Annotated in this window: 20 protein-coding genes; 12 read left to right on the top strand and 8 right to left on the bottom strand. The window is 68.3% G+C overall.

Features of this window, described 5'->3' with window-relative positions:
- The first annotated feature begins 337 nt into the window (after positions 1–337).
- Positions 338–3,475, top strand: a complete 3,138-nt coding sequence (locus ABT352_RS13010; RefSeq protein WP_350944897.1) for a M14 family metallopeptidase — start codon at positions 338–340, stop codon at positions 3,473–3,475.
- Between the two features lie 227 nt (positions 3,476–3,702).
- Here ABT352_RS13010 and ABT352_RS13015 read toward each other — a convergent pair whose 3' ends face one another.
- Positions 3,703–4,179 carry an SAM-dependent methyltransferase gene (locus ABT352_RS13015; protein WP_350944898.1) on the bottom strand — a complete coding sequence of 159 codons (477 nt, stop codon included), beginning with the start codon at positions 4,177–4,179 and terminating at the stop codon, positions 3,703–3,705.
- A 31-nt stretch (positions 4,180–4,210) separates the two neighbouring features.
- Positions 4,211–4,633, bottom strand: coding sequence for an NsdA family TPR-like regulatory protein (locus ABT352_RS40765; protein WP_502992863.1), 423 nt, complete (start codon positions 4,631–4,633; stop codon positions 4,211–4,213).
- Between ABT352_RS40765 and ABT352_RS13025 the strand changes: the two genes are divergently transcribed.
- Positions 4,532–4,810 carry a hypothetical protein gene (locus ABT352_RS13025; RefSeq protein ID WP_350944901.1) on the top strand — a complete coding sequence of 93 codons (279 nt, stop codon included), beginning with the start codon at positions 4,532–4,534 and terminating at the stop codon, positions 4,808–4,810. The two genes, ABT352_RS40765 and ABT352_RS13025, sit on opposite strands and share 102 nt — an antisense overlap.
- On the top strand, positions 4,807–5,433 hold the full coding sequence (locus ABT352_RS13030) for a hypothetical protein (protein ID WP_350944903.1): 627 nt from the start codon (positions 4,807–4,809) through the stop codon (positions 5,431–5,433). Before ABT352_RS13025 ends, ABT352_RS13030 begins: the two co-directional genes overlap by 4 nt.
- 588 nt (positions 5,434–6,021) lie before the next feature.
- Here the strand turns inward: ABT352_RS13030 and cyaB are convergent.
- The gene (gene cyaB, locus ABT352_RS13035; RefSeq protein ID WP_350944904.1) at positions 6,022–6,576 is read right to left on the bottom strand and encodes a class IV adenylate cyclase; all 555 of its coding nucleotides are present in this window, start codon (positions 6,574–6,576) and stop codon (positions 6,022–6,024) included.
- A 1,236-nt stretch (positions 6,577–7,812) separates the two neighbouring features.
- Between cyaB and ABT352_RS13040 the strand changes: the two genes are divergently transcribed.
- A complete protein-coding gene (locus ABT352_RS13040; RefSeq protein WP_350944905.1) occupies positions 7,813–9,471 on the top strand; it encodes an endonuclease/exonuclease/phosphatase family protein in 1,659 nt (552 codons plus the stop codon).
- A 345-nt stretch (positions 9,472–9,816) separates the two neighbouring features.
- On the opposite strand, the gene ABT352_RS13045 is transcribed toward ABT352_RS13040, so the two are convergent.
- Both ABT352_RS13045 and ABT352_RS13050 read right to left on the bottom strand, forming a co-directional pair.
- The gene (locus ABT352_RS13045; protein WP_350944907.1) at positions 9,817–10,653 is read right to left on the bottom strand and encodes a helix-turn-helix domain-containing protein; all 837 of its coding nucleotides are present in this window, start codon (positions 10,651–10,653) and stop codon (positions 9,817–9,819) included.
- 2 nt (positions 10,654–10,655) lie between these two features.
- Complete coding sequence (locus tag ABT352_RS13050) at positions 10,656–11,909, bottom strand: MFS transporter (RefSeq protein WP_350944908.1); 1,254 nt, start codon at positions 11,907–11,909, stop codon at positions 10,656–10,658.
- Positions 11,910–12,176: 267 nt separating this feature from the next.
- Between ABT352_RS13050 and ABT352_RS13055 the strand changes: the two genes are divergently transcribed.
- The 6 genes from ABT352_RS13055 (at position 12,177) to ABT352_RS13080 (ending at position 16,816) form a co-directional block, all read left to right on the top strand.
- Positions 12,177–13,088: an NADP-dependent oxidoreductase gene (locus tag ABT352_RS13055; RefSeq protein ID WP_350944909.1), complete on the top strand. Its 912-nt coding sequence runs from the start codon at positions 12,177–12,179 to the stop codon at positions 13,086–13,088.
- A gap of 120 nt (positions 13,089–13,208) precedes the next feature.
- Positions 13,209–14,075, top strand: a complete 867-nt coding sequence (locus ABT352_RS13060; protein ID WP_350944910.1) for a lytic polysaccharide monooxygenase auxiliary activity family 9 protein — start codon at positions 13,209–13,211, stop codon at positions 14,073–14,075.
- A gap of 90 nt (positions 14,076–14,165) precedes the next feature.
- Entirely contained in the window at positions 14,166–14,978 is an 813-nt protein-coding gene (locus ABT352_RS13065) for a DUF305 domain-containing protein (protein ID WP_350944912.1), read from the top strand.
- 89 nt (positions 14,979–15,067) lie between these two features.
- The gene (locus ABT352_RS13070) at positions 15,068–15,901 is read left to right on the top strand and encodes a MetQ/NlpA family ABC transporter substrate-binding protein (RefSeq protein ID WP_350944914.1); all 834 of its coding nucleotides are present in this window, start codon (positions 15,068–15,070) and stop codon (positions 15,899–15,901) included.
- 271 nt (positions 15,902–16,172) lie between these two features.
- Positions 16,173–16,439 carry a DUF6458 family protein gene (locus ABT352_RS13075; RefSeq protein ID WP_350944916.1) on the top strand — a complete coding sequence of 89 codons (267 nt, stop codon included), beginning with the start codon at positions 16,173–16,175 and terminating at the stop codon, positions 16,437–16,439.
- A 125-nt stretch (positions 16,440–16,564) separates the two neighbouring features.
- Positions 16,565–16,816 (top strand): DUF4235 domain-containing protein, encoded by a 252-nt coding sequence (locus ABT352_RS13080; RefSeq protein WP_350944918.1) that lies wholly within the window; start codon positions 16,565–16,567, stop codon positions 16,814–16,816.
- A 228-nt stretch (positions 16,817–17,044) separates the two neighbouring features.
- On the opposite strand, the gene ABT352_RS13085 is transcribed toward ABT352_RS13080, so the two are convergent.
- On the bottom strand, positions 17,045–18,331 hold the full coding sequence (locus ABT352_RS13085; RefSeq protein ID WP_350944920.1) for a glycosyltransferase: 1,287 nt from the start codon (positions 18,329–18,331) through the stop codon (positions 17,045–17,047).
- Positions 18,332–18,476: 145 nt separating this feature from the next.
- Between ABT352_RS13085 and ABT352_RS13090 the strand changes: the two genes are divergently transcribed.
- Together ABT352_RS13090 and ABT352_RS13095 are read left to right on the top strand one after the other, a co-directional pair.
- Positions 18,477–18,722, top strand: coding sequence for a BON domain-containing protein (locus tag ABT352_RS13090; RefSeq protein WP_350944922.1), 246 nt, complete (start codon positions 18,477–18,479; stop codon positions 18,720–18,722).
- On the top strand, positions 18,719–19,432 hold the full coding sequence (locus ABT352_RS13095; RefSeq protein ID WP_350944924.1) for a metallophosphoesterase family protein: 714 nt from the start codon (positions 18,719–18,721) through the stop codon (positions 19,430–19,432). Before ABT352_RS13090 ends, ABT352_RS13095 begins: the two co-directional genes overlap by 4 nt.
- Before the next feature lie 470 nt (positions 19,433–19,902).
- On the opposite strand, the gene ABT352_RS13100 is transcribed toward ABT352_RS13095, so the two are convergent.
- Both ABT352_RS13100 and ABT352_RS13105 read right to left on the bottom strand, forming a co-directional pair.
- A complete protein-coding gene (locus ABT352_RS13100; protein ID WP_184719841.1) occupies positions 19,903–20,052 on the bottom strand; it encodes a GPGG-motif small membrane protein in 150 nt (49 codons plus the stop codon).
- Positions 20,053–20,074: 22 nt separating this feature from the next.
- On the bottom strand, positions 20,075–20,587 hold the full coding sequence (locus ABT352_RS13105; protein WP_350944926.1) for a DUF6328 family protein: 513 nt from the start codon (positions 20,585–20,587) through the stop codon (positions 20,075–20,077).
- Positions 20,588–20,631: the final 44 nt, after the last annotated feature.

Raw genomic sequence — 20,631 nt, forward strand, 5'->3', positions numbered from 1 at the left:
TGGGGGGGGGGCGTGCCCCCGGGGGGGGGGCCCCAGGTTTTTTTTGGGGTTGCTGTGTTTGGGGCGTCCCCCGGGGCGGGGGGCCCGGCCGGGGGCCCCCCGGCCGGGACCCTCGCCGTCTTCATGGACCGTCTCCGGAGACGGTCCATGAAGACGGCTTCGGGAGCGTCTTCGAGGACTCGTACGCCGCGCGTCCCTCGTGATTCCGGAGGCCCCGGGCACGTCCTGACCGGATCAGGTCAGCGCGGAATCATGGCGATGGTTGACGTTGACTCAGGTCCGACTATCCCCCAGATTTCGTGCATTCCTATCTTTCGGGGGATGTACGGAGGTCGCAATGAAACGTGCGAGATCGGTCGTTCTCGCAATCGCGGTCCTGCTCCTGGGCCTGATGGTGAGCACGCCCGCGGCGGCGGTACCCGATCCATCCGCCGACGGCGACGACGGAGTGAGCGTCTACGTCGGCGAGCTCACCCCGCAGCAGATGGACGAGCTGCTGAAGTCGGGTGTCGAGCGTGAGGAACTGCGGATCACCAAATCCGCGAACGGTGAGAAGGTCAGCGTCGAGGCGATCCTCGGCGCGGCCCAGGCGGAGCAGCTCGGCAAGGCGGGCCTCGACCTGAAGGTCCAGCGGCCCGCTGCGGCGAGCAGGCAGGCGGCGAAGGGGGACGGCGTCTTCAAGCCGTACAGCGGCGCCGGCGGCATCCGCGAGCAGATCGTCAACGCGGCGAACGCCAAGCCGAACATCGCCAAGGTCGTCGACCTCGGCACCACGGTCAAGGGGCAGCCGCTCACCGCGATCAAGGTGACGAAGAACGCGCGGCAGCTCAAGGACGGGGCGCGCAAGGCCGTGCTCTACATGTCCGCCCAGCACGCCCGTGAGTGGATCACCCCGGAGATGAACCGCAGGCTCCTGCTCCACTACCTGAACGGCTACGGCACCAACCCCGAGATCACCCAGCTCGTCGACAACGTCGAGCTCTGGTTCATCCCCGTCTCCAACCCCGACGGCTACGACCACACCTTCACCGCGGGCAACCGCCTCTGGCGCAAGAACCTCCGCGACAACAACGGCGACGGCCAGATCACCAGCGCCGACGGCGTCGACCTGAACCGTAACTTCGCCTACAAGTGGGGCTACGACAACGAGGGCTCCTCCGACAACCCGGCGAGCCAGACCTACCGGGGCCCGAGCGCGCAGTCGGAACCCGAGACCAAGGCCGTCGACAACCTCGCCAAGCGGGTCGACTTCACCTACATCCTCAACTACCACTCGGCCGCCCAGTTGCTGCTGTACGGCGTCGGCTGGCAGCAGGCGACCCCCTCTCCCGACGACCTCATCTTCGAGGCGCTGCTCGGTGACGACGCGACCCCGGCCGTACCCGGCTACGACCCCGACATCGGCGCCGAGCTCTACACGACCAACGGCGAGACCGACGGTCACATGACCAACAAGCACGACGCGCTCACGATCACACCGGAGATGAGCACCTGCGAGGTCGCGGTCGAGAGCGTCCCCGACGACGAGTGGACGCTCGCCGACTGCGCGGGCGGCTCGGGCTTCACCTTCCCCGACAGCGAGGCCCTGATCCAGGCGGAGTTCGCCAAGAACGTCCCGCTCGCGGTCAATCTCGCCAAGTCCGTGAAGACCCCCGACGCGCCGGTCTCCCCGGTGGGCCGCACGGTCCCCGACTTCCGGCCCGACAGCTTCACCGTCTCCTACGGTGACCCGCAGCCGGTGGCCGTCACCATGCGGAAGTCCCTGCTCACCAAGCAGCTGCGCTTCCGTATCAACGGTGGCCCCGTGCGCCAGCGCGGCCTCAGCGAGTGGAAGGGCGGCGAGCGGTACGGCGACGAGAACAACCTGTACTTCGCCGAGTACCGCTCCAAGGTGGAGGGCGCGAAACCGGGAGACAAGGTCGAGGTCTGGTTCACCGGCCACAAGCCCGGCGTCGGGACCGTGGAGAGCGAGCACTTCACGTACAAGCTGGAGAAGAAGTCCAAGGCCAAGGTCCTCATCGTGGCGAACGAGGACTACACCGGATTCAACCCCGACTACCCGGCGTCGGTGACCGCGCCGAAGTACGCGGCGCAGTACAGGCAGGCGCTGCAGACCGCCGGATACGCCTCGGAGACGTGGGACGTCGACGCCCAGGGCGTGCCGCACCACCTCGGGGTGCTCGGCCACTTCAAGGCGGTGGCCTGGTACCTCGGTGACGACCGGCTCGCGATGGACGCCCAGGACGTGGAGACCGAGACCCCGTTCGGCCCGCTTCCCGACATGGACGTCAAGCGCGAGCAGCAGGATCTGACCGTCTCCGTCCGCGACTACCTCAACGAGGGAGGAAAGCTGCTCTACACCGGGGAGACCGCGGGATACTTCGGCTTCTTCGGCACCAGCCTCGGCGGCATCTACTACGGCCTGGACGGCGCGCCGGACTCCGACTGCGTCATCACCACCCAGGCCGGCTTCTTCGAGGAATGTCTCATCCTCGCCGACGACTTCGCCCAGTACTACCTCGGTGTCTACGGTCGCAACCCGCGCGTCGGGCCGACCGGGTTCACCGGCATCGGTCCCGGGCTGAACGGCGCGAGCGGCACCTTCGGCGGCCCGGCGCTCGCCGACAACCCGCTGGACGAGGCGGGCAACCTGCAGGTGACCAGCAACACGCTGCCGCCCGCGAAGTTCCCCCAGTTCAAGAGCTGGGCCTCGGGCGACTACATCGGCGCGACCGGCCCGTTCGACCCGGTCGAGGGCGACTGGTACGTGGCGGGCCCGCACACCGACGACGCGTACAAGAGGCTGACGCGCACGATCGACCTCGCGGCCGTCCCCGCCGCGCAGCAGCCCAAGCTGCAGTTCCAGCTCTCGTACGACACCGAGGAGGGCTACGACAACGTCATCGTCGAGGCGCACACGGTCGGCCAGGACGACTGGACCACCCTGCCCGACCTCAACGGCCGAACCAGCACCGACGTCCCCGCCCAGTGCGAGGTCGGCTTCCTGCTGGACGAGCACCCGTGGCTGCTGCGCTACCTCACCCCGGGCGACCCCTGCACGCCGACCGGGACGAGTGGTTCCTGGAACGCCTTCACCGGTAGCTCCGGCGGCTGGCAGCCGGTCGCCTTCGACCTGTCCGCGTACGCGGGCAAGAAGGTCGAGGTGTCGGTCAGCTACGTGACCGACCCCGCCACCGGCGGCGCCAGCGCGTTCGTGGACGACACCAAGGTCACCACCAGCGGTGGCCAGCTCGCCGCCGAGGGTTTCGAGTCCGGCCTCGGCGCCTGGGCGATCCCCGGACCGCCCCCGGGCAGCCCGACGGGCGCCGGTGACTTCGCCAGGGCGCAGGCCGACAAGACGGCGGCCGTCTCGACGAAGGACACCGTCTTCCTCGGCTTCGGCCTGGAGCAGGTGGCCTCCCCGGCCGAGCGCGCCGCGACCATCAAGAAGATCATGAAGCACCTGATCGGCTAGCCGACTCCCGCCGGCGACGGGTATCCCCGCTTGACGGGTGCCCCCGTCACCCGGCCCCGACCGCGAGGCCGGGCGTCACTCCGTTGGCGCCCGGCCTCCGCGCTTGAGTCACCGGACCCACAGTGGTCACAGATGCCGGAAGGGAATCCGCCGAGCCCGGCATTTCCCGCCGATTTCCGGCCGATGGAAGAAGCCCGGCCACGCTGACGACGTCCGCACAGCCGCGTTCAGTGTTGCGGGTCGTCCCAGTAGTCCTTGAGCATCTCGCCGGGCCAGCCGGGCTCGCGTACCTCGCCGCGCGGACCCATCTCCCTGAAGTACGGCGCCAGATCGTAGACGGGGCTGCCGTCGATCGCGTCCAGATCGGTCACGTGCAGGTCCAGGCCGTCAACCTTCAGGAGCCGTGGGAAGGACTGCGCGAGCTGGTTCGGCCGGCGGTGGTTGCGGTGGACGAACGTGCCGGTGGCAGGCCAGGCGGGGTTGTTACGCGGGCTACGGGCGTGCAGGGCGACATCCCCAGGCGAGGCCCGGTGGAAGTGCCAGACGATCAGCAGGTGGGAGAACTCCTCAAGTCCCTGGACGACCTCAGCGGGGAAGTCCGCGTTCAAGCGGATGATGGCCGTGCCGCTCCACCGGTCGTCAGTGGGTTCGGCGCGGCCACCGACAACGGTGCCGATGGGCTTGATCTCCAGCGACTTCGTCATATGCCTGCCCTCATCTGTCGATCCGATGTGATCAATTTACGTTGGTCAGGTACGCGGAGGCTCGTGCGTCCAATTCGGCGACCGCCGATATCCGGCGGCGCCGGTAGGGGGAGAGGAGGTTGCGCATGTCAACGACCACCTGCCGTGCCCGGCCTGAGTAAATGCCCTCCTCCATTGCGTCCAGCGCGGTGCTCCAGGTGACGCACGCCTCTTCCACACCACCGGTGGCGATCTGCATCGCACCCAGGTATCCGAGTGTCACCACGTGTGTGCGGCGGAAGGCATCTCCTCGTGTCCGTGCACTGCGTCGGAACTGACGAAGGGCTCCCTGAGGCTGGCCCTCGTTCAGCGGTTGCTGAAGACCCACGGGGTTCGCTCCTACACCGTTCACACCGTCGGCCTGAAGTTGTCCAGCGAGGGTCGGCCGATCCCGTTGGGTCAGCTCACGCTGCACAGCCCCGAGCTGGTCGTTCGCGGTGCTGCCGGATCGGTGGCCGCCACGGTGACCATGGGGGCACGCTCCGGCAGCTACCTGGTGTTAGTGCCAGGTGGCGGAGAGCCGCAGACGTTGCGGGAACCGCAGCAGGTCGCGAACCTGATCCTCGCCGCCCGGCTGGGTGGCAGGTCATGACGGGCGCTGTGGCGACGCAGTTCCGCAAACCCTACGTCACGCCGTACGAGGAGGAGAGCCTGGATCTGCCGCTCGCCTTCGAGTGTGCGGACGGGCTGCCCCGGCTGACTTACCGGGACGCACTCCCGCAGGAGTGGATGTTGGGAGTTCTGTGGGCTCGCTGCGGCACCGCGCGGGAGGGAAAGGTCCAGTGGAATCTGGTGCACACGCTGCGCCAGCGCCGGTGCATGCTGAAGGGGCTATGTCGTGTGTGCGGGAAGTCTGCCACCGCCCCCGACACCGGCCGCGTCAGCTGGATCTTGCCCTCCGCGTTGGCCGGTGACTTCCGGTCACCCTGGCCCACGGCGCACCCGCCCACCTGTAAGGCGCACGTCGGTGAGGCGTTGGCCGCCTTCCCGTACCTGCGGGGAGAGGCACCGGTCGTCTGCGCGGTCGGTGACTACTCCCCGGTCGGGGTACTGGCCAACCTGTACGGCGAGGACGACGACGGCCGGGTGATGGAGACCCACCATCAGATCCCCATCGGCCTGAACGAGTCCCACCTACTGAACCGGGCACTGGCCACCCAGCTCATCGTCCAGGTCATGGACCTTCAGCCGGCTGAGCCCGTGGCGGCCCGGTGAGCGCGCCTCGCATGTCGCCGCGACAGGTTCCTCGCGAGCGGACATAGTGGGTGAACATAGGGGACGGGCCGAGGAGGTTGTCATGAACACTCGCCGTGGCGCATACCCGACCTCGGTCCTTCCGCGTTCGACAGCTCTGGCGGTGATCTCCGTGATTCTTCTCGGTGCCTGTACGCCCCGGGACGGTGAACAGTTTCACGTCTACAACTACACTGCGGAGACTGTCACGATCAAAAGCAAGGTCGGTAGCGGCTCTTTCGCTTCTCTCGCACCGGGCGAGGGTACGAGCCGGGGCCTTACCGAGGATATGTGTCGAGAACTCGAACCGAAGGAAAGCGGCTGGCTGGTCGCCACCGGCACCGAGAGCGGAAGGACCTATACATACGGTCCACTCTTGTGCAACGGAAGAACCTGGACAATCGGAAAGTGAACGACGTGGTGATCGAGACAGCCCGAACCAGTGGCGTCGAGCGCGTCGCCTACACCGGCATCCCTGACTGATCACGCGGCGGTCCAGCTGGCCATGGACCTGAAAGCGGCCTGCCTGCCGTGTGGTGACCCGGTTGAGGCCGGTGACCTGTCCCTGTTCTAGGCCAAGGTCAGTGCGGCGCGCACCAGTGAATCGTAGGTGTCGGTCGTGCGCTCCAAGGCGACGCCGAGAGACCGCGCGAAGCCATCGAGCTCCTCCTGAACGGCGGTGCCGGACTCCTGCCCGTGCACGGTGCGCTCGATCTCGACGAAGGCTCCGGCGTGCTCCACCTCATCGACACAGATCGTCATGTCGCCCAGCGTCGCGGTGCGTCGGACCTTCACGATGCGGACCGTGGGGTGGAACCCCATGAGCGTGATGGCGTGGTGCATCTGCTCGCGGTCGGAGACCGTGGTCTCGTGCTCCAGGCATGCCATCGCGTTGTCGACGGGCTTCTTCACAGTGAACAGGTGCCGCCCCTGCTGGGTGCGCAGCCGGGCGAACGACCTACCGATCTTGGGCTGGGCGTAGGTCCACCCGTCCTCGGCGTACGCCTGATCGTCCTGGTGCACAGGGGCCGACAGCAGAGCCCCCCGCCGCGCGAGAGCGTCCTCCAACGCCGCCAGGTCACTCACTCGGTATTTGACCTCGATCTCCTGCACCTCGTGCGTCACGACGAACTCCCTGGTCTCTGTTGCGACTCGGGGAGCCTACTGGGAGCGCCAAGGTCCCTGTGCGAGGAACATCGCGACCGGCCGCTCCTTGCTGACGCGTTGAGAGGTCGAGCATTCGCACGGTTACGGCTCTGAAAAGTGGCTGTTCTACCGTTCTGTAGCGCCCCCGGGCACGCTTCGGGTTCGGTCTCGGCGCCTGGGTGATTCCCGGGTCGCCCTCGGGGAGCCCGATGGGTGCCGGCGACTTCGCCGGGGCGCAGGCCGACAAGGCGGCTCCGGTCGTCTCGGTAACCCTTGAGCGTCTCGCCGGGCGTGCTCCTTCGTTCCGACGGCGAGGATTCCGGCCGTTTCCGGTCGATGAGACGCACACTCTGTGAGGAAACTCAACGCTTTTCGACCAGGATCGAAAAGGCTTTACAGTCTGGAGTTTGACAATGTAGTTTCGTCATCAAGTTCGAATGAAAGTCGCGCTCGTCTCAATGCATCTGGAGTTCGTCCGATGGCTTTGGTTGGTCCAAGCGCCGACCGCGTGAGCATGACACGCGCACCTTCCTCGTCTCGACCGTGCCGCCATGCCCCGGCGCCGCCCGCCGCGCCGACCGTCCGTTCCTGGTCAGGGCGGGCAACCGTCTCGCCCGGTGGTGTCTCGGAGGCTCGCCGCGCCGGCCGGTCCGCGTCGTCGGAAGGCGCGCGCTCGAACCGACTTTCCGCGTGACCGACGCCCAGGCGTCACATCCTCGGCCAACGCACCCGCTTCCACCTGGGAAAACGACGCTGCGAAGGGGAAGCGTCGGCAGAAGGCGTGGCGTTCTCACCGGTGCTCCCGGACGCCGTGGGCGGTGCAGGTCACCGCCGCCGACATCCATGAAGGCTCGTCGGCACCCGCGCTCCGGTCGCGAGTGGCGAGGCCGACGGCTCTCACCACATCCCCTCACCGTGGCACCGTCGCCGAACACGGCATCGACACCGTTCACCGCGCCCGTGCCGCCTGAGGGCTTACCGCTCCGCATCGGTGCCGGATCGCCGAACGGAGCCTCAGCGGACTGATTTCCACCGTCTCATGCCCCGCAGCTACGAGACCGTGACGGTCCGCCGCGAATCATGCGCTTCATCGATTTCGTGATTCGCCGACTCGGCATGAACTCACCTCGACCTCGCGAGGAATCCGAAAGAGGTATTCGAGTGTTACGAAGGATTGTCACGATTATCGTCTCGGCGCTCTTTACCGTGGTGCCGATGGCGGTCGTGTCGCCGGTCGCACCGGCCGTGGCGCAATCCCAGGACAGGGTCATCATCTCGGGAGACTGGGACGGTGACGGTACGGACACGTACGGCATCGTGGACACCTCCACGAACCCGATGACGTGGTACCTGACGGACCGATACGACAACTTCTGGGTCGACAACCTCGTCCCCGACACCGTCTTCACCTACGGCGCCAGTGGCGCGACACCGATCGTGGGCGACTGGAACAACGACGACATCGACACCCCGGGGGTCTTCGTACGCACCGGCGGAACGCCGTCGTGGCAACTGCGCAACAGCAACTCGTCGGGATCCGCCAACGTGACCTTCGGCTACGGCGCGGCCTCGGACACCCAGCCCTTGGTCGGAGACTGGGACAAGGACGGCGACGACACCCCCGGCCTGTTCCGGCCCGGCAGTCCCAACACGTACCTGCTGCGCAACAGCAACACCGCAGGGAGCGCCGACCTGACCTTCACCTACAGCAGCGGGGCGGGGAAGCCCATCGCGGGCGACTGGAACAACGACGGCCGCGACACCATCGGATTCATCAACACCGCCACCAGTCCCTTCACCTGGCAGCTGCGCAACACCAACAACGCCGGATCGGCCAATGTGACGTTCACCTACGGCAGCGGCAGCGCGTCGTCGGTGTTCTTCGCCACGGGCGACTGGGACGGCAACGGCTCCGACACCCCCGCGGTCGCGCTGCCCCTGACCAACGGCCCCTTCCAGTGGCATCTGCGTAACAGCAACACCAGCGGCGTCGCCACCAGCGGCGTGCGCTTCAACCCCGTCACGCCGCTGAAGCTGATGCACTTCAACCTGTCCGGCGGCATCCTGAACAACGGCACCTACCCGATCATCGGGCGGATCGTGCGGGAGGTGCAGGCGCGCCGCCCCGACGTGATCTCACTCAACGAGATCTGTGACCGTCAGTACGCGCACCTGGTGGACCAGTTGGCGGCGGCCGGATACGCGATGCAGGGATACTTCCAGGAGTCCCGCACGTTCGTCCCCGACTGCATCGTCTTCCCCGACACCCGCAACGAGGCCGGGAACGCCATCCTGGTACGCGCCGAAGTGACCCAGCAGAAGGGATACATGTTCACCAGTGACCACAAGCTGGAGGAGCGGGACCAGCCCGTGATCACGGAGGAACGCAGCGTCGCCTGCGTCGTGGCCAACTTCCCGCCGGCCAATCAGCCGGTGAAGGCCTGCTCGACACACCTGGCCGACGGCGACGCCTCCGGAGCACAGGCCGAGACCCGGGAGCTGACCCGCGTGTTCGGTCCCGAGGCGAACTCCAGGCCGTTCATCCTGATGGGCGACCTCAACCTCACCCCGGACGACGCCGCGATCGGCACGCTCTACTACCCGGCCGGGAGTGGAAACTTCTGGGAGACCGACACCTACTGGAGCAGTTGCGTCGGCGAGGACGGGATGTGCGAACCGGTCAGGGGCGGCCGGCCCACACGGGTCGGCGGCAACCGCAAGATCGACTACACCTTCCTCAGCCGTGACCACTTCAGCGTGCCCATTGCCGGCGTCGACATCGTCGACGCCGGTAACTGCGACACCCACCCCTGCTCCGACCACCTGATCATCCACAGTTCCGTCGACCTGTACCTCCCGAGGAAGGCGCCCTGACCGAGCGCAGGTAGTTCTCGCCTGTACGACGAGCACCAGGACGGTGTCACCGGCTTGTGGAGCGGGGCCACGTGAGCAGACATCCCGTCTCCTCCGAACGGGTGGCTTCGGTTGCGTCGGGATCGCCGAACAGGAGGGCGGACATGAGACACCTGATCGGATAGCCAGGCCGTCCCGCCGGTAACCCGACCGCGAGGCCGGGCGTCACCCCCGTGACGCCCGGCCTCCGCGTGTCCGGGATTTCTCCGATGACCCGAGGGCTGTTCACCTATTGCTTGGACAGGGGCCCGCTGCTGCTTCAGTACGAGGCCGCCGGCGCCGCCCCGACAGCGGAGTACGAGGGCGTCACGGCCTTCGTCTAGCGCGGTGACCAGGACCGGACCCGCCCGTCGCGGGTGCGCGTCCCCCCTCCGCCGGCGGCACCGTGGCGGGACCGAACATGATGTCCCACTCGGGGCTGCGGTCGAAGTGTTCGCCGATGAGTCGTATGGTGCGCCGCTGGGCGGGATTCATGTTCTCCGTTATGAGTGCTGTCAGTGCGTCGCTGTTCGTTCGCTCCCCGGCTCTGTCGGGGAAGGCCGGGAGCGCGTTGCCGTGGGTGGCGAGGAACACGCGGATCGCGGCGACCGCACGGTCGACGAGTAGGGCGATCTCGTGTTCCGAGGCGTCGGCGGGTAGCTCCTGGATCGCGGTGTTGACGTGGAGGAGGTCCTCGGGTGCGTCTTTCAGGGCCTTGACGAAGGTGAGCGTGTCCTCCTTCGTTATCAGGTGGGTGAGAAAGAGGGCGACGTTGCGTGAGGCGGGATCGTTGCCGAGTGCCTCCATCGCGAGGAGTGCCTCGGGAGACAGGTCAGGTGACACCCCGAGACCGATCAGCTCGTCGACCTCGGATCGAATGCGTTCGAGGTCGGCGATTCTGGTGTCGAGTTCCATGCGTAGTCCGCGCAGGGATTTCTGACCGTGCTCTTCGGAATCGAGCATCCGGGCGACGTCGTCGAGGAGGAAACCGAGGCCGGCGAGGCGGTTGATGCGCAGCGCGAGTACGAGGTGCCGGGCGGTGTACTGCTTGTAGCCGTTCGTGAGCCGTTCGGGTTCGGGCAGGAGCCCGATGTCGTGCCAGTGACGGATCGAGCGCAGCGTGACGCCGGCGAGGTCCGCGAGTTGCCTGGTGCTCCACGCCACGATCACCCCTCCTTCGCCTCCACCGCCATACCTATTGTGTCCAACGACCGGAACGCGGGGACGCACAGCGCGACCACGACGGTAACCACGATCACGACCGCGATCCCGATGCCCGCCGTCGCGAGCCCGAACCCGGAGGCGAACGCGGCGATGGGCGCCGAGGTGAGGGCAGGTGCCGCGAGCATGAGAGCGTTCTGCGCACCGAGGACACGTCCGCGCATCTCATCCGGAGTCGCCTCGATGGTCGCCACCCCCAGCACCGCGGACATGGGGCCGTTGGTCAGGCCGATGAACACGGCCGCGGCCAGCACCGTCCAGGGCGCCGCCATCATGCCGATCACGGTGAATCCGATGCCTGTGCCGACCATCCCGATCACGAACCAGGCGCGGCGCGACACCTTTCCCACGGTCGCCGCGTACACGCCCGCGCTGAGAAGACCACCGACCGCGATCCCGGTCGCCGCGAACCCGCTGAACTCCGGCAGGTTCTCGCTCGTGAAGTAGGCGGGCATGATCGTCGCCTGCAACGCCACGATCACCGCGACGAACACGGCCGACAGCAGGCTCGCGCCCAGCACCAGTCGGTGCCCGAGCAGGAACCGCCACCCGGTCGCCAGGTCGGTGAACACCCCGCGAACTCCCGTCCCCGCGGTGCGGACATCGGTCAGCGGGATCTCTCCCACTCGGGACGACATCGCGAACGACAGCAACGCCGCGGCAAGGCTCATTCCGGCGGTGATGAACAACGCGGCGGCACTCACACCGAACAGCCACACCAGCAGCCCGCCCAGGCCGGGCCCGATCAGCATCAGCGCGCCCGCCAGCGACTCGCGGACACCTACCAGCCGGTCCAGCGCACCCGGCTCACCGCCGTCGAGGTGGACGAGGCGGGGAAGCAGCGTCTCCCGCGCCGTCATCCCCGGCATGTCCCCGAACGCGCCGATCACGCCCAGCACGATGAACCACGTCAGGTTCAACCCCCACAACGCGTCCACGACCGGGACCGCGGCGACCGACGCGGCGGACAACACGTCACTGACGATCGACACCGTCCGCCGGTTCACCCGGTCGACGACCACCCCGGTGAGCATTCCCACGACCGCGGCGACCGCGGCGGTCACCGACGCCAGGACGCCGGCGGCGAGGATGTCACCGGTCTTCGCGAGCACCAGCAACGGGAACAGGACGGACGCGACCCCGTTCCCCAGCAGGGAGAGACTGTACGACCCCAGATAAACCCAGGTGCTTCGACTCATGGACGCATCACAAACCATGCCGCTACGGCACAGTCAAGCCGGCGGCCGAAGGCGCCCGGTGAACACGGGTGAAGCCGTCCCGGCCGGCGCCCTCGTTCCCGCACTCACACCTGCCGGAAACACCGTCGCCGGTTTCCGCGCGGGGACGGTGACCTCTCCGCACTCGGAGCGGGTGAGTTGACCTCGACCTTGCTTGAGGTTACAGGCTGGGTGACGCACACGAGCGACGTACGCGAGCGAAGGCGTACGCGAGCGAAGGGGAGTCCCATGAAGGCAGCCGCGTTTTTCGAGTTCGGCGGTCCCGAGGTGTTGCGGGCGGCGGAGCTTCCGACGCCCGAGGCGGGCGAGGGGCAGGTGCGGGTGCGCGTGCGGGCCGCGGGCGTGCAGCCGTTCGACCTCGCCATCCGGGAGGGATGGACCCCGCAGGGGGTGAGCGGTGAGCTGCCCCGGGTGCCGGGCAACGAGTTCGCCGGGGTGGTCGACCAGGTGGGCGAAGGGGTGAACGGCATCTCCGTGGGCGCCGAGGTCCTGGGCTTCAACCTGCTGAACTGCTACGCCGAGTACGTGGTCGTACCGGCGGAGAACGTCACGCCCAAGCCCGCGAACATGCCCTGGGAGGTGGCGGGCGGTTTCACCGCGGGGACCCAGACCGCCCACATCGCGCTGCGGCAGCTCGGGGTGGGGGAGGGGGACACGGTCCTGGTCCACGCCGCCGCGGGCGGGGTCGGTACCGCGGCGGTCCAGCTCGCCCGGCTCTGGGGGGCGGCCACGGTGATCGGCACGGCCCGCGAGGAGAACCACGACTACCTGCGCGCTCTCGGCGCGACCCCGGTCACGTACGGGGAGGGACTGCTGGAGCGGGTGCGCGCCCTCGCCCCCGGCGGGGTGGACCTGGTCGTGGACGGCGCGGGCGGCGAGGCGCTGGACGTCTCCCTGGAGCTGGTGAAGGGGGAGCGCATCGTCACGCTCGTCGAGCACGGCAGGGCCGCGGAGCTGGGGGTGCAGGTGACCCAGGGGGTGCGGGAGGCGTCTCGCCTCGCCGAGCTCGCCGCCCTGTACGCCAAGGGCGACCTCGTCTTCCCCGTGCGCGGGACCTATCCGCTGGAGCGGGCCGCGGACGCCCACCGTGAGGTCGCCGGCAGGCACGGACAGGGCAAGGTCGTGCTGGTCACGGACTGATATATGCGTATCGCTGGCGTTGTGACCGGAATTCTTAGTAAGGTTTCTTGTTAATAACGTGCTATCCGTCGGCTCGTTGGACAGTCCTGCCTCCCATTTCTCTCTCCAGGAGGAGTCCACGTGCATCTGCGACACAAGGTGGCCACCGGTGCCGCCGCCGCGATCAGCGTAGGGTCCGTGCTCGCTCTGCTGCCGTCCACCGCGGCGGTCGCCCACGGCTCCATGTCGAACCCGCCCAGCCGGGCGTACGTCTGCAAGACGGAAGGCCCGGAGACCCCCAAGTCGGCGGCGTGCAAGGCGGCCGTCGCGGCCGGGGGCACCCAGGCCTTCTACGACTGGCACGAGGTGTCCCGGCTCGAAGCCGGTGGCAACCACCGCCAGATCATCCCCGACGGCGAGCTGTGCGGCGCCGGGCGTGACAAGTATCGCGGGCTCAACCTCGCCAGGGCCGACTGGCCCGCCACCTCGGTCTCCCCGGGGCCGCTCACGGTCACCTACCACGCGACCGCGCCGCACGCGAACAGCAACTTCGAGTTCTACATCACCAAGCAGAGCTGGAGCCCCACCCAGCCGCTGCGCTGGTCGGATCTGGAGCACATCAGGACCTTCAACAACCAGAACCCCACCGAGTTCACCAACTGGACGATCAACCTCCCGCAGCGGAGCGGCCGCCAGCTCATCTTCTCGATCTGGCAGCGTGTCGTGGGCAGCACCGAGGCCTTCTACACCTGTTCCGACGTGAACTTCGGCGGCAGCAACCCCACCCCCACATCGACTCCGACCCCGACTCCGACCCCCACGCGGCCGACCCCGACTCCGACGCCCACCCCGACGAGCCAGCCGGGCGGCACCTGGAAGGCGGGCACCGCCTACGCGGTGGGCGCGACGGTGACCTACGGCGGCGCGACCTACCAGTGCCTGCAGGCACACACCGCGCTGGCCGGTTGGGAGCCGCCGAACGTCCCCGCCCTGTGGCGACGACTCTGATCCGGTGAGATCCGGGCGGGGCGGTGATCACCGCCCCGCCCGGACCCGTCGTTCCTTCCGGGAACCCTCCCGAGAACCGAGGAGTTCGTCTTGAAGCGTGCGGTCACAGTGATCCCGGCGATCCCGGCGATCCCGGCGGCCTTGGCAGTTCCGGCGGTCTCGGCGGTGGTCCTGGGGGTCCTCCTGCTCTCCGGTTGCGGCGCCGACAGCATCCAGGAGCTCCGGGGAGGCCCCGCCGGTCACGGGGCACACGGCGCCGTCGGCGCTCCCGCCCGGCCGACATCCGCCCAGGGGACGCACGGCGACCCGGAACACGGCTCGGAAGGCGGGTCCCAGGGTTCCGGAGAGGACTCGGCCCAGGGGGCTGATCACTCGGCGCGGGGCGCCGGTGCGGGAGTGCCCACTCCCTCGCCCGCACCGCCCGTCGGGACCGCCGCCGGAGTCGCCTTCAACCCTCCCGACGTGATGTTCCTGCAGATGATGGTGCCCCACAACGCCCAGGGGGTACGGCTGGTGCGGTTGGTGCGCGAACGGCAGGTCCGTCCGGAGGTCAGGGAGCTCGCCGAGGCGATCGGCGTGACCCAGGAGAGGGAGTCGGTCTCGATGTCCGGCCTGCTGGACGCCTGGGGGCAGCCCGCGACCGCCGACGACGACGAGCACGCCGCCCACGGCGGGATGCCCGGGGTGAGCGAGGAGGAGGTGGCGGCGCTGACCGCCGCCCCGCCGGCCGAGTTCGAGCGGCGGTTCCTCGACATGTTGATCGCCCAGCAGGACGACGCCGCCCAGATGGCGAAGGTGGCGGTCGCGACCGGGCTGCACCCCGAGGTCACGAAGCTGGCCAGGCTCGTCGACGTCTCGCGTACGGCGCAGATCGCGCGGATGCTCGCCCTGCGCGGAGAGTAAAGATCTGAGCGGACCAGTAGGGATTTGTCCTTGCACTCCCTTTTGTGAGATATATTTCCTACTTGATGTGTAGGAATTTAGGGGGAGTCATGCGCAAGATCTTTGGGGTTGTGGCCGGACTGATCCTGGCCGGGACCCTGGCCGCGTGCGGGGGGACGTCCACCGACACGGCCCAGCCCGCCGGCACACCGAACGCCGACGCACCGCTCAAGGTCGGGGTAAACCCCGTGCCTCATGGTGAGGTGCTCAAGTACGTCAAGGACAATCTCGCCGCCAACGCCGGGCTGAATCTGGAGATCGTCGAGTTCACCGACTACGTCCAGCCCAACACCCAGCTCGACGAGGGCAACCTGGACGCGAACTACTTCCAGCACATCCCGTACCTGGAGGAGTTCTCCAAGGGCAAGGGCATCGAGCTCAGCTGGGTCGCCCCGGTGCACATCGAGCCGCTCGGTTTGTACTCCAAGAAGATCAAGAACGTCTCCGAGCTCGCTCAGGGCGCCCAGGTGGCGCTGCCCAACGACGCGAGCAACCTCGGCCGCTCGCTCAAGCTCCTGGCCGACAACGGCGTGATCACCCTCAAGGAGGGCGTGGGGGTGAAGGCGACCGAACGTGACGTCGCCGACAATCCCAAGGCGCTGGAGCTCAAGCCCCTTGAGGCGGCCCAGCTGCCCCGTTCCCTGGAGGACGTGGACGCCGCGATCGTGAACGGCAACTACGCCCTGGAGGCCGGGCTGCAGCCCGCGACCGACTCCCTGATCCTGGAGAAGGGCGAGGGCAACCCGTACGCCAACGGCCTGGTCACCGTCCCGGCCAAGGTGGAGGACCCCCGGGTGAAGAAGCTCGCCGAACTCCTCACCGGCCCCGAGGTCAAGAAGTTCATCGAGGACAGGTACAAGGGCGCGGTCCTGCCCGCGGAGTAGGCCGTCCGGTGCCCGGCCTCGGGGGATCACCGTTCGCGCCCGCCCGCGGGGCGGACCGTCCGGGATCCCCACCGGGGAGTGCCGTCACCTTCCGCGCGATGCCCTCGGCCGCGCCCCCACCGTCGCGGGGGGCGCGGCCGAGTCTTTTCCGGGGCCTTCTACGCCTGTGACGACGCGTGGGAGGCCGACGTCCGCATTTACCGCCGCCGGGTGACGTTTGAGATTCGCACGGAGGATAGAGGAGGTGAGTTGGCTCGAAGGAGGAGATCCCATGACCATCGCAGGCGGCATCGTTCTCATAATGCTCGGCGCCATTCTCACGTGGGCGGTCGAATTCGACATCGCGGGCTTCGACATCAACATCGTCGGTGTCATCCTGATGATCGGCGGTCTCGCGTGGCTCCTGTTCGCCGTGTACCGGCTCAGCCTCGCCCGCCGGGCGGTGGCGGACACCACGGCCACCACGGTGATCGAGGACCCCGTCACCCACCGCCGCACCTACCAGGAGCGTCACTACAACGACCCTCCGGTGGTGTGAACCGCGGATCTCTCATAGGGGAGCCGCGCCGTCAGCGGGTGTCGCCCGTCGTTCCGGATCCGTTATGGACTGGTTCGCATGGGTAGGCAGGCCGCTTCAGTGAACGCGAACGGAGGGCAGAGGACGTGAGCAGAGTCGTATCCCGCGGCGCGAGCGCCGTGAGCGGAATGCTCGGTGGCGCGATCGCCGGAGTCATCTTCAAGCAGGTCTGGAAGCTCGCGTCGGGCAAGGACGACGCCCCCCAGGCGACGTCGGACGAGTACGGCTGGGGCGAGATCCTCGTGGCGTCCGCCATCCAGGGCGCCATCTTCGGCGTGGTGAGGGCCGCGATCGACCGTTCCGCCGCCCGGAGCATCCACAGAGCCACCGGCAAGTGACTTTGTGAGGTGGCCGCCCTCACCCCTGGCGGCCGACCTCGTGCGGAGGCCCCCGATCCCGTCCGAGGGACCGGGGGCCTCCGCACGTCCGAAGCGTGTCCGGAGCGGTGTCCCGAACCGTGTCCCGCCTGTGTCCCGAGCCGCACTCCGAGCCATGTCCGGAGCCTTGCCCGGGGCGTGTTCGAAGCCGTTCGCGAAGTCACGTCCGAAGACGGACCGCAGGATCCGTCAGGCGGCTCCGGGACACGGTTGGGCGCCGTGTGCGCGTTCCACCCGCCGTACGGGGGCGGGGAGGCCACGGGAGGCCGGGAGGTGGTGGGGTGTCGGGACGGGGGAGGCCGGGACGCGGGAGGAGAGCACCTCCGCGTACACGGCGGACGTCTGGGCGGCGATCCGGTTCCAGTCGTAGTGGGACCGTGCCCGTGCGACGGCCGCGGCGCCGTAGGCCGCCAGCACGGACGGCGCGGCGAGCAGCCGGCGCAGCGCGCCGCCCAGCGCGTACGGCTCGCGCGGTGGGACCAGCAGACCGGTGACCTCGGGCACGACGGTGTCCAGGTGCCCGCCCACCGCGGACGCGACCACCGGGACACCGCAGGCCATCGCCTCCAGCGGCACGATGCCGAACGGCTCGTACCACGGCATGGTGACCACGACGTCCGCCGAACGCATCAGGGTGGGGACGTCCTGCCTGCTCACCTTGCCGAGGAACCTCACGCGGTCGGCGACGCCGCACCTGGCGGCAACGTGGGAGAGCCGCCTCGCCTCCGGGTCGTCGACATCGCCTCCGGCGACGACCAGGGTGGCGCCGGGGATGCGGGCGAGGGCGTGAATCGTCGTGTCCACGCCCTTGCGGCGTACGGGACGGCCGATGGCGAGCAGGACGGGCCCCGGCCCGAGGTCCCTCTTCGGACCGGAAGGGGTGAAGGACCGCACGTCGACGCCGCAGGGCACGATCCTCGTCCGGCGCCGGGGGATGCGCATCCGGCGCAGTTCCGCCACCTCGTCGGCGCAGGTCGCGATCACCGCGTCCACCTGGGAGGCGACCATAGCCTCGACCCTGAGACGCTCGCGCGGGCTGGAGTCGGCCGGTCCCTGGTGGCGGCGCTTGACCGTGCCGAGGGCGTGGAACGTGTGCACGATGGGGACGGCGGCGTCCCTCGCCGCGGCGAGGGCGGCGAGGCCGCTCATCCAGAAGTGGCTGTGGACCATGTCGGGGGGCGCGGCGCTCCACCGCCTGGCGAGCCACCGGCCGAAGTCCGGCATCCAGGGGAGCAGATCGTCCTTGGCCAGGGTCATCGCGGGTCCGGCCGGTACGTGGACCACGGTGACCCCGGGGGCCAGGGAGGTCTCATCGGGTTGGGAGGGGCACTCCCTGCGGGTGTAGACGGTCACCTCGTGCCCCCGGGCGGCGAGCGCGAGGGAGAGGGCGGCTACGTGGACGTTCTGGCCCCCGGCGTCGGCTCCGCCGACGGTGGCGAGGGGGCTCGCATGCTCTGACACCATCGCGATCTTCATGGACACGTCTCCACCGGGTGTACGGGGCAGGCGTGCCTGCGTCCTGGGCATGAGGTTCTACCCTGCCCTGACCGGGGGTTTTAAACGTGTTTGACCTTGGGATTCGCGGGAAGGCGATGAGTTTCCGACGGAAAGGAGTTCGGCGATGGAGGCTCCCCAGTACGTCGCGGCGCGTGTGCAGCGCGCGCTCGCCGAGGACGAGAGGACCACGGAACTCGGCATCCGGGTGGACATTCGAGGTGATCGGCTCTACCTGCGAGGTCAGGTCGTCGGCTCCGAGCGGCGCGAGCTGATCGCGGAGGTGGCGGGTGAGGCGGCTCCCGAGCTGGAGGTCCACAACGAGATCGACGTCGTGGACGTACGGGAGCCGATGGGGGAGGAGAGGCTGTGACAGACGTGCGGATCGCGGCGGTCGGGGACGTACACCTGGACGAGAGCCGTAGGGGAAGCTACCGCGAGCGGCTTCACGACATCGGGGAGAAGGCCGACGTCCTGCTGCTCGCCGGGGACCTGACCCGGCACGGCACCATGGACGAGGCGCGGGTGGTGGCGGACGAGTTCCGCGACCTGCCGATCCCGGTGGTGGCGGTGCTCGGCAACCACGACCACCACTCCGACCAGCCCGCCGAGATCGCAGCCCTGCTGCGCGACACCGGGATCGAGGTGCTGCACGACGACGCGACGGTGCTCGACATCGGCGGCGTGCGGCTCGGCGTGGTCGGCGGCAAGGGCTTCGGCGGGGGGTACGCGGGCAAGTGCGCCAGCGACTTCGGCGAGCCGGAGATCAAGGCGTTCGTCGGGCACACCAAGCGGATCGCCGACCGCTGGCGGGTCGCGCTGAAGGAGCTGCAGGCCGACCGCACGGTCGTGCTGTCCCACTACTCGCCGGTCAAGGACACCCTCGCCGGGGAGCCGCTGGAGATCTATCCGTTCCTCGGCAGCTACCTGCTGGCCGAGGCGGTCGACGCCGAGGGCGCCGACCTGATCATCCACGGTCACGCCCACTCGGGTACCGAGAAGGGCGTGACACCGGGAGGCATCAGGGTGCGCAATGTGGCGCTGCCGGTGCTGGGCCGGGCGTACGGCGTGTATCTCCTCTGACGGGGGCCTCGCGTTCGGGTGCCGAATGACGCGAATACCCGCTGATGTCTCAGCGGGTATCTCGGATTTTCCGGTCCGGGAAGAAGCGGGCCTGTCCCGGTCCGGGAAGAGGTGGACATATCCCGGTCCAGGAAGAGGCGGGCCGGTATCCCGGACAGCCGGAGAAGACCGGTATTCCAGACAACCGGCGACGATCGGTATCCCGGACAACCGGGCAAGAAGAAGCGGGCCGGGGTATACCCGGCCCGCGAGGCTTCTTATGGGAGTTCGGGGCGCTTACATTCTTGCGAAGTGTTCTCGCGGGTGTGAAACCCGCTTGGAGAAAATGATGCCGGCCTCAGGGCCGCACCGGACGGCGTACGGACATCGGACCGTACGGGATCGGCGTGCGGGTCGGGTGGCCCGCACCTGGGCGGTGTGCGAGCCGCCGGCTCGCACCGATCTGTGCTGTCGCGAGCGCGAGGCTCGCGTCACACATTGAAGATGCTCACACCCCCGGGGCCGACGAGGAAGCCGAGGACGATCAGGACGATCCCCCAGAGCAGGTCGCGACGGGCCAGGATGACGTAGATCCCGGAGATGACGAGGACGACTGCGATGATCCAAAGCAAAGTAGCCATAACCGGCCTCTGCCCTCACAATTCACTGCTTAACATCTTCCTCATCCTTGGTTCTGTACAGATCAACCAGCGGCTGGACGAACCACAGCCAGGCGCTCAGCAGCGCCACGACCCCGGCGAACAACGCCGCGGGCCAGGCGTTGAGCACCGTCTCGGCGACCAGTGCGACCGTGCTCGTCATCGCGACCGCGAGTCCGGCGGCCCCCGCGATGCCAAGGGTGTTGGCGCGGTGCAGCATCTTCTCCTTCAGGCTGCTCCTGAACAGGAGGCGGTGCTGGGCGGCCGGGGTGATGAAGCAGACGGACGCGACGCCCGCGCTCAACAGGGCGATGAAGAACAGTATGTGCCCCAGGTCGTCCAATTTTTCGAAGCCCGCCGCGAATGGCAGGCTGAAGAGAAAGGCGAAAAGCACCTGCACGCCGGTGACGGCGACGCGCAGGCCCTGTAACAACTCGCCGAGTTCGCGGTCGACCCGCTCCTTGTGTGTCTCTCCGGGCGCTGATTGTTCTTTTTGCGAGGGTTCGGGGTGAATCATGCGCATCGTTTACCCAAGGAAAGGTTTGGCATGCCTACCTGGAG

This window comes from Streptosporangium sp. NPDC000563 (assembly GCF_040299985.1).
GTDB lineage: Bacteria > Actinomycetota > Actinomycetes > Streptosporangiales > Streptosporangiaceae > Streptosporangium.

What these genes read in the sequence shown, in the direction of transcription:
- ABT352_RS13010 (WP_350944897.1), top strand. Translation starts at nt 338, where the DNA reads ATGAAACGTGCGAGATCGGTCGTTCTCGCAATCGCGGTCCTGCTCCTG.
- ABT352_RS13015 (WP_350944898.1), bottom strand. Translation starts at nt 4,179, where the DNA reads ATGACGAAGTCGCTGGAGATCAAGCCCATCGGCACCGTTGTCGGTGGC.
- ABT352_RS13030 (WP_350944903.1), top strand. Translation starts at nt 4,807, where the DNA reads ATGACGGGCGCTGTGGCGACGCAGTTCCGCAAACCCTACGTCACGCCG.
- ABT352_RS13040 (WP_350944905.1), top strand. Translation starts at nt 7,813, where the DNA reads ATGGCGGTCGTGTCGCCGGTCGCACCGGCCGTGGCGCAATCCCAGGAC.
- ABT352_RS13050 (WP_350944908.1), bottom strand. Translation starts at nt 11,909, where the DNA reads ATGAGTCGAAGCACCTGGGTTTATCTGGGGTCGTACAGTCTCTCCCTG.
- ABT352_RS13055 (WP_350944909.1), top strand. Translation starts at nt 12,177, where the DNA reads ATGAAGGCAGCCGCGTTTTTCGAGTTCGGCGGTCCCGAGGTGTTGCGG.
- ABT352_RS13070 (WP_350944914.1), top strand. Translation starts at nt 15,068, where the DNA reads ATGCGCAAGATCTTTGGGGTTGTGGCCGGACTGATCCTGGCCGGGACC.
- ABT352_RS13075 (WP_350944916.1), top strand. Translation starts at nt 16,173, where the DNA reads ATGACCATCGCAGGCGGCATCGTTCTCATAATGCTCGGCGCCATTCTC.
- ABT352_RS13085 (WP_350944920.1), bottom strand. Translation starts at nt 18,331, where the DNA reads ATGAAGATCGCGATGGTGTCAGAGCATGCGAGCCCCCTCGCCACCGTC.
- ABT352_RS13090 (WP_350944922.1), top strand. Translation starts at nt 18,477, where the DNA reads ATGGAGGCTCCCCAGTACGTCGCGGCGCGTGTGCAGCGCGCGCTCGCC.
- ABT352_RS13100 (WP_184719841.1), bottom strand. Translation starts at nt 20,052, where the DNA reads ATGGCTACTTTGCTTTGGATCATCGCAGTCGTCCTCGTCATCTCCGGG.
- ABT352_RS13105 (WP_350944926.1), bottom strand. Translation starts at nt 20,587, where the DNA reads ATGATTCACCCCGAACCCTCGCAAAAAGAACAATCAGCGCCCGGAGAG.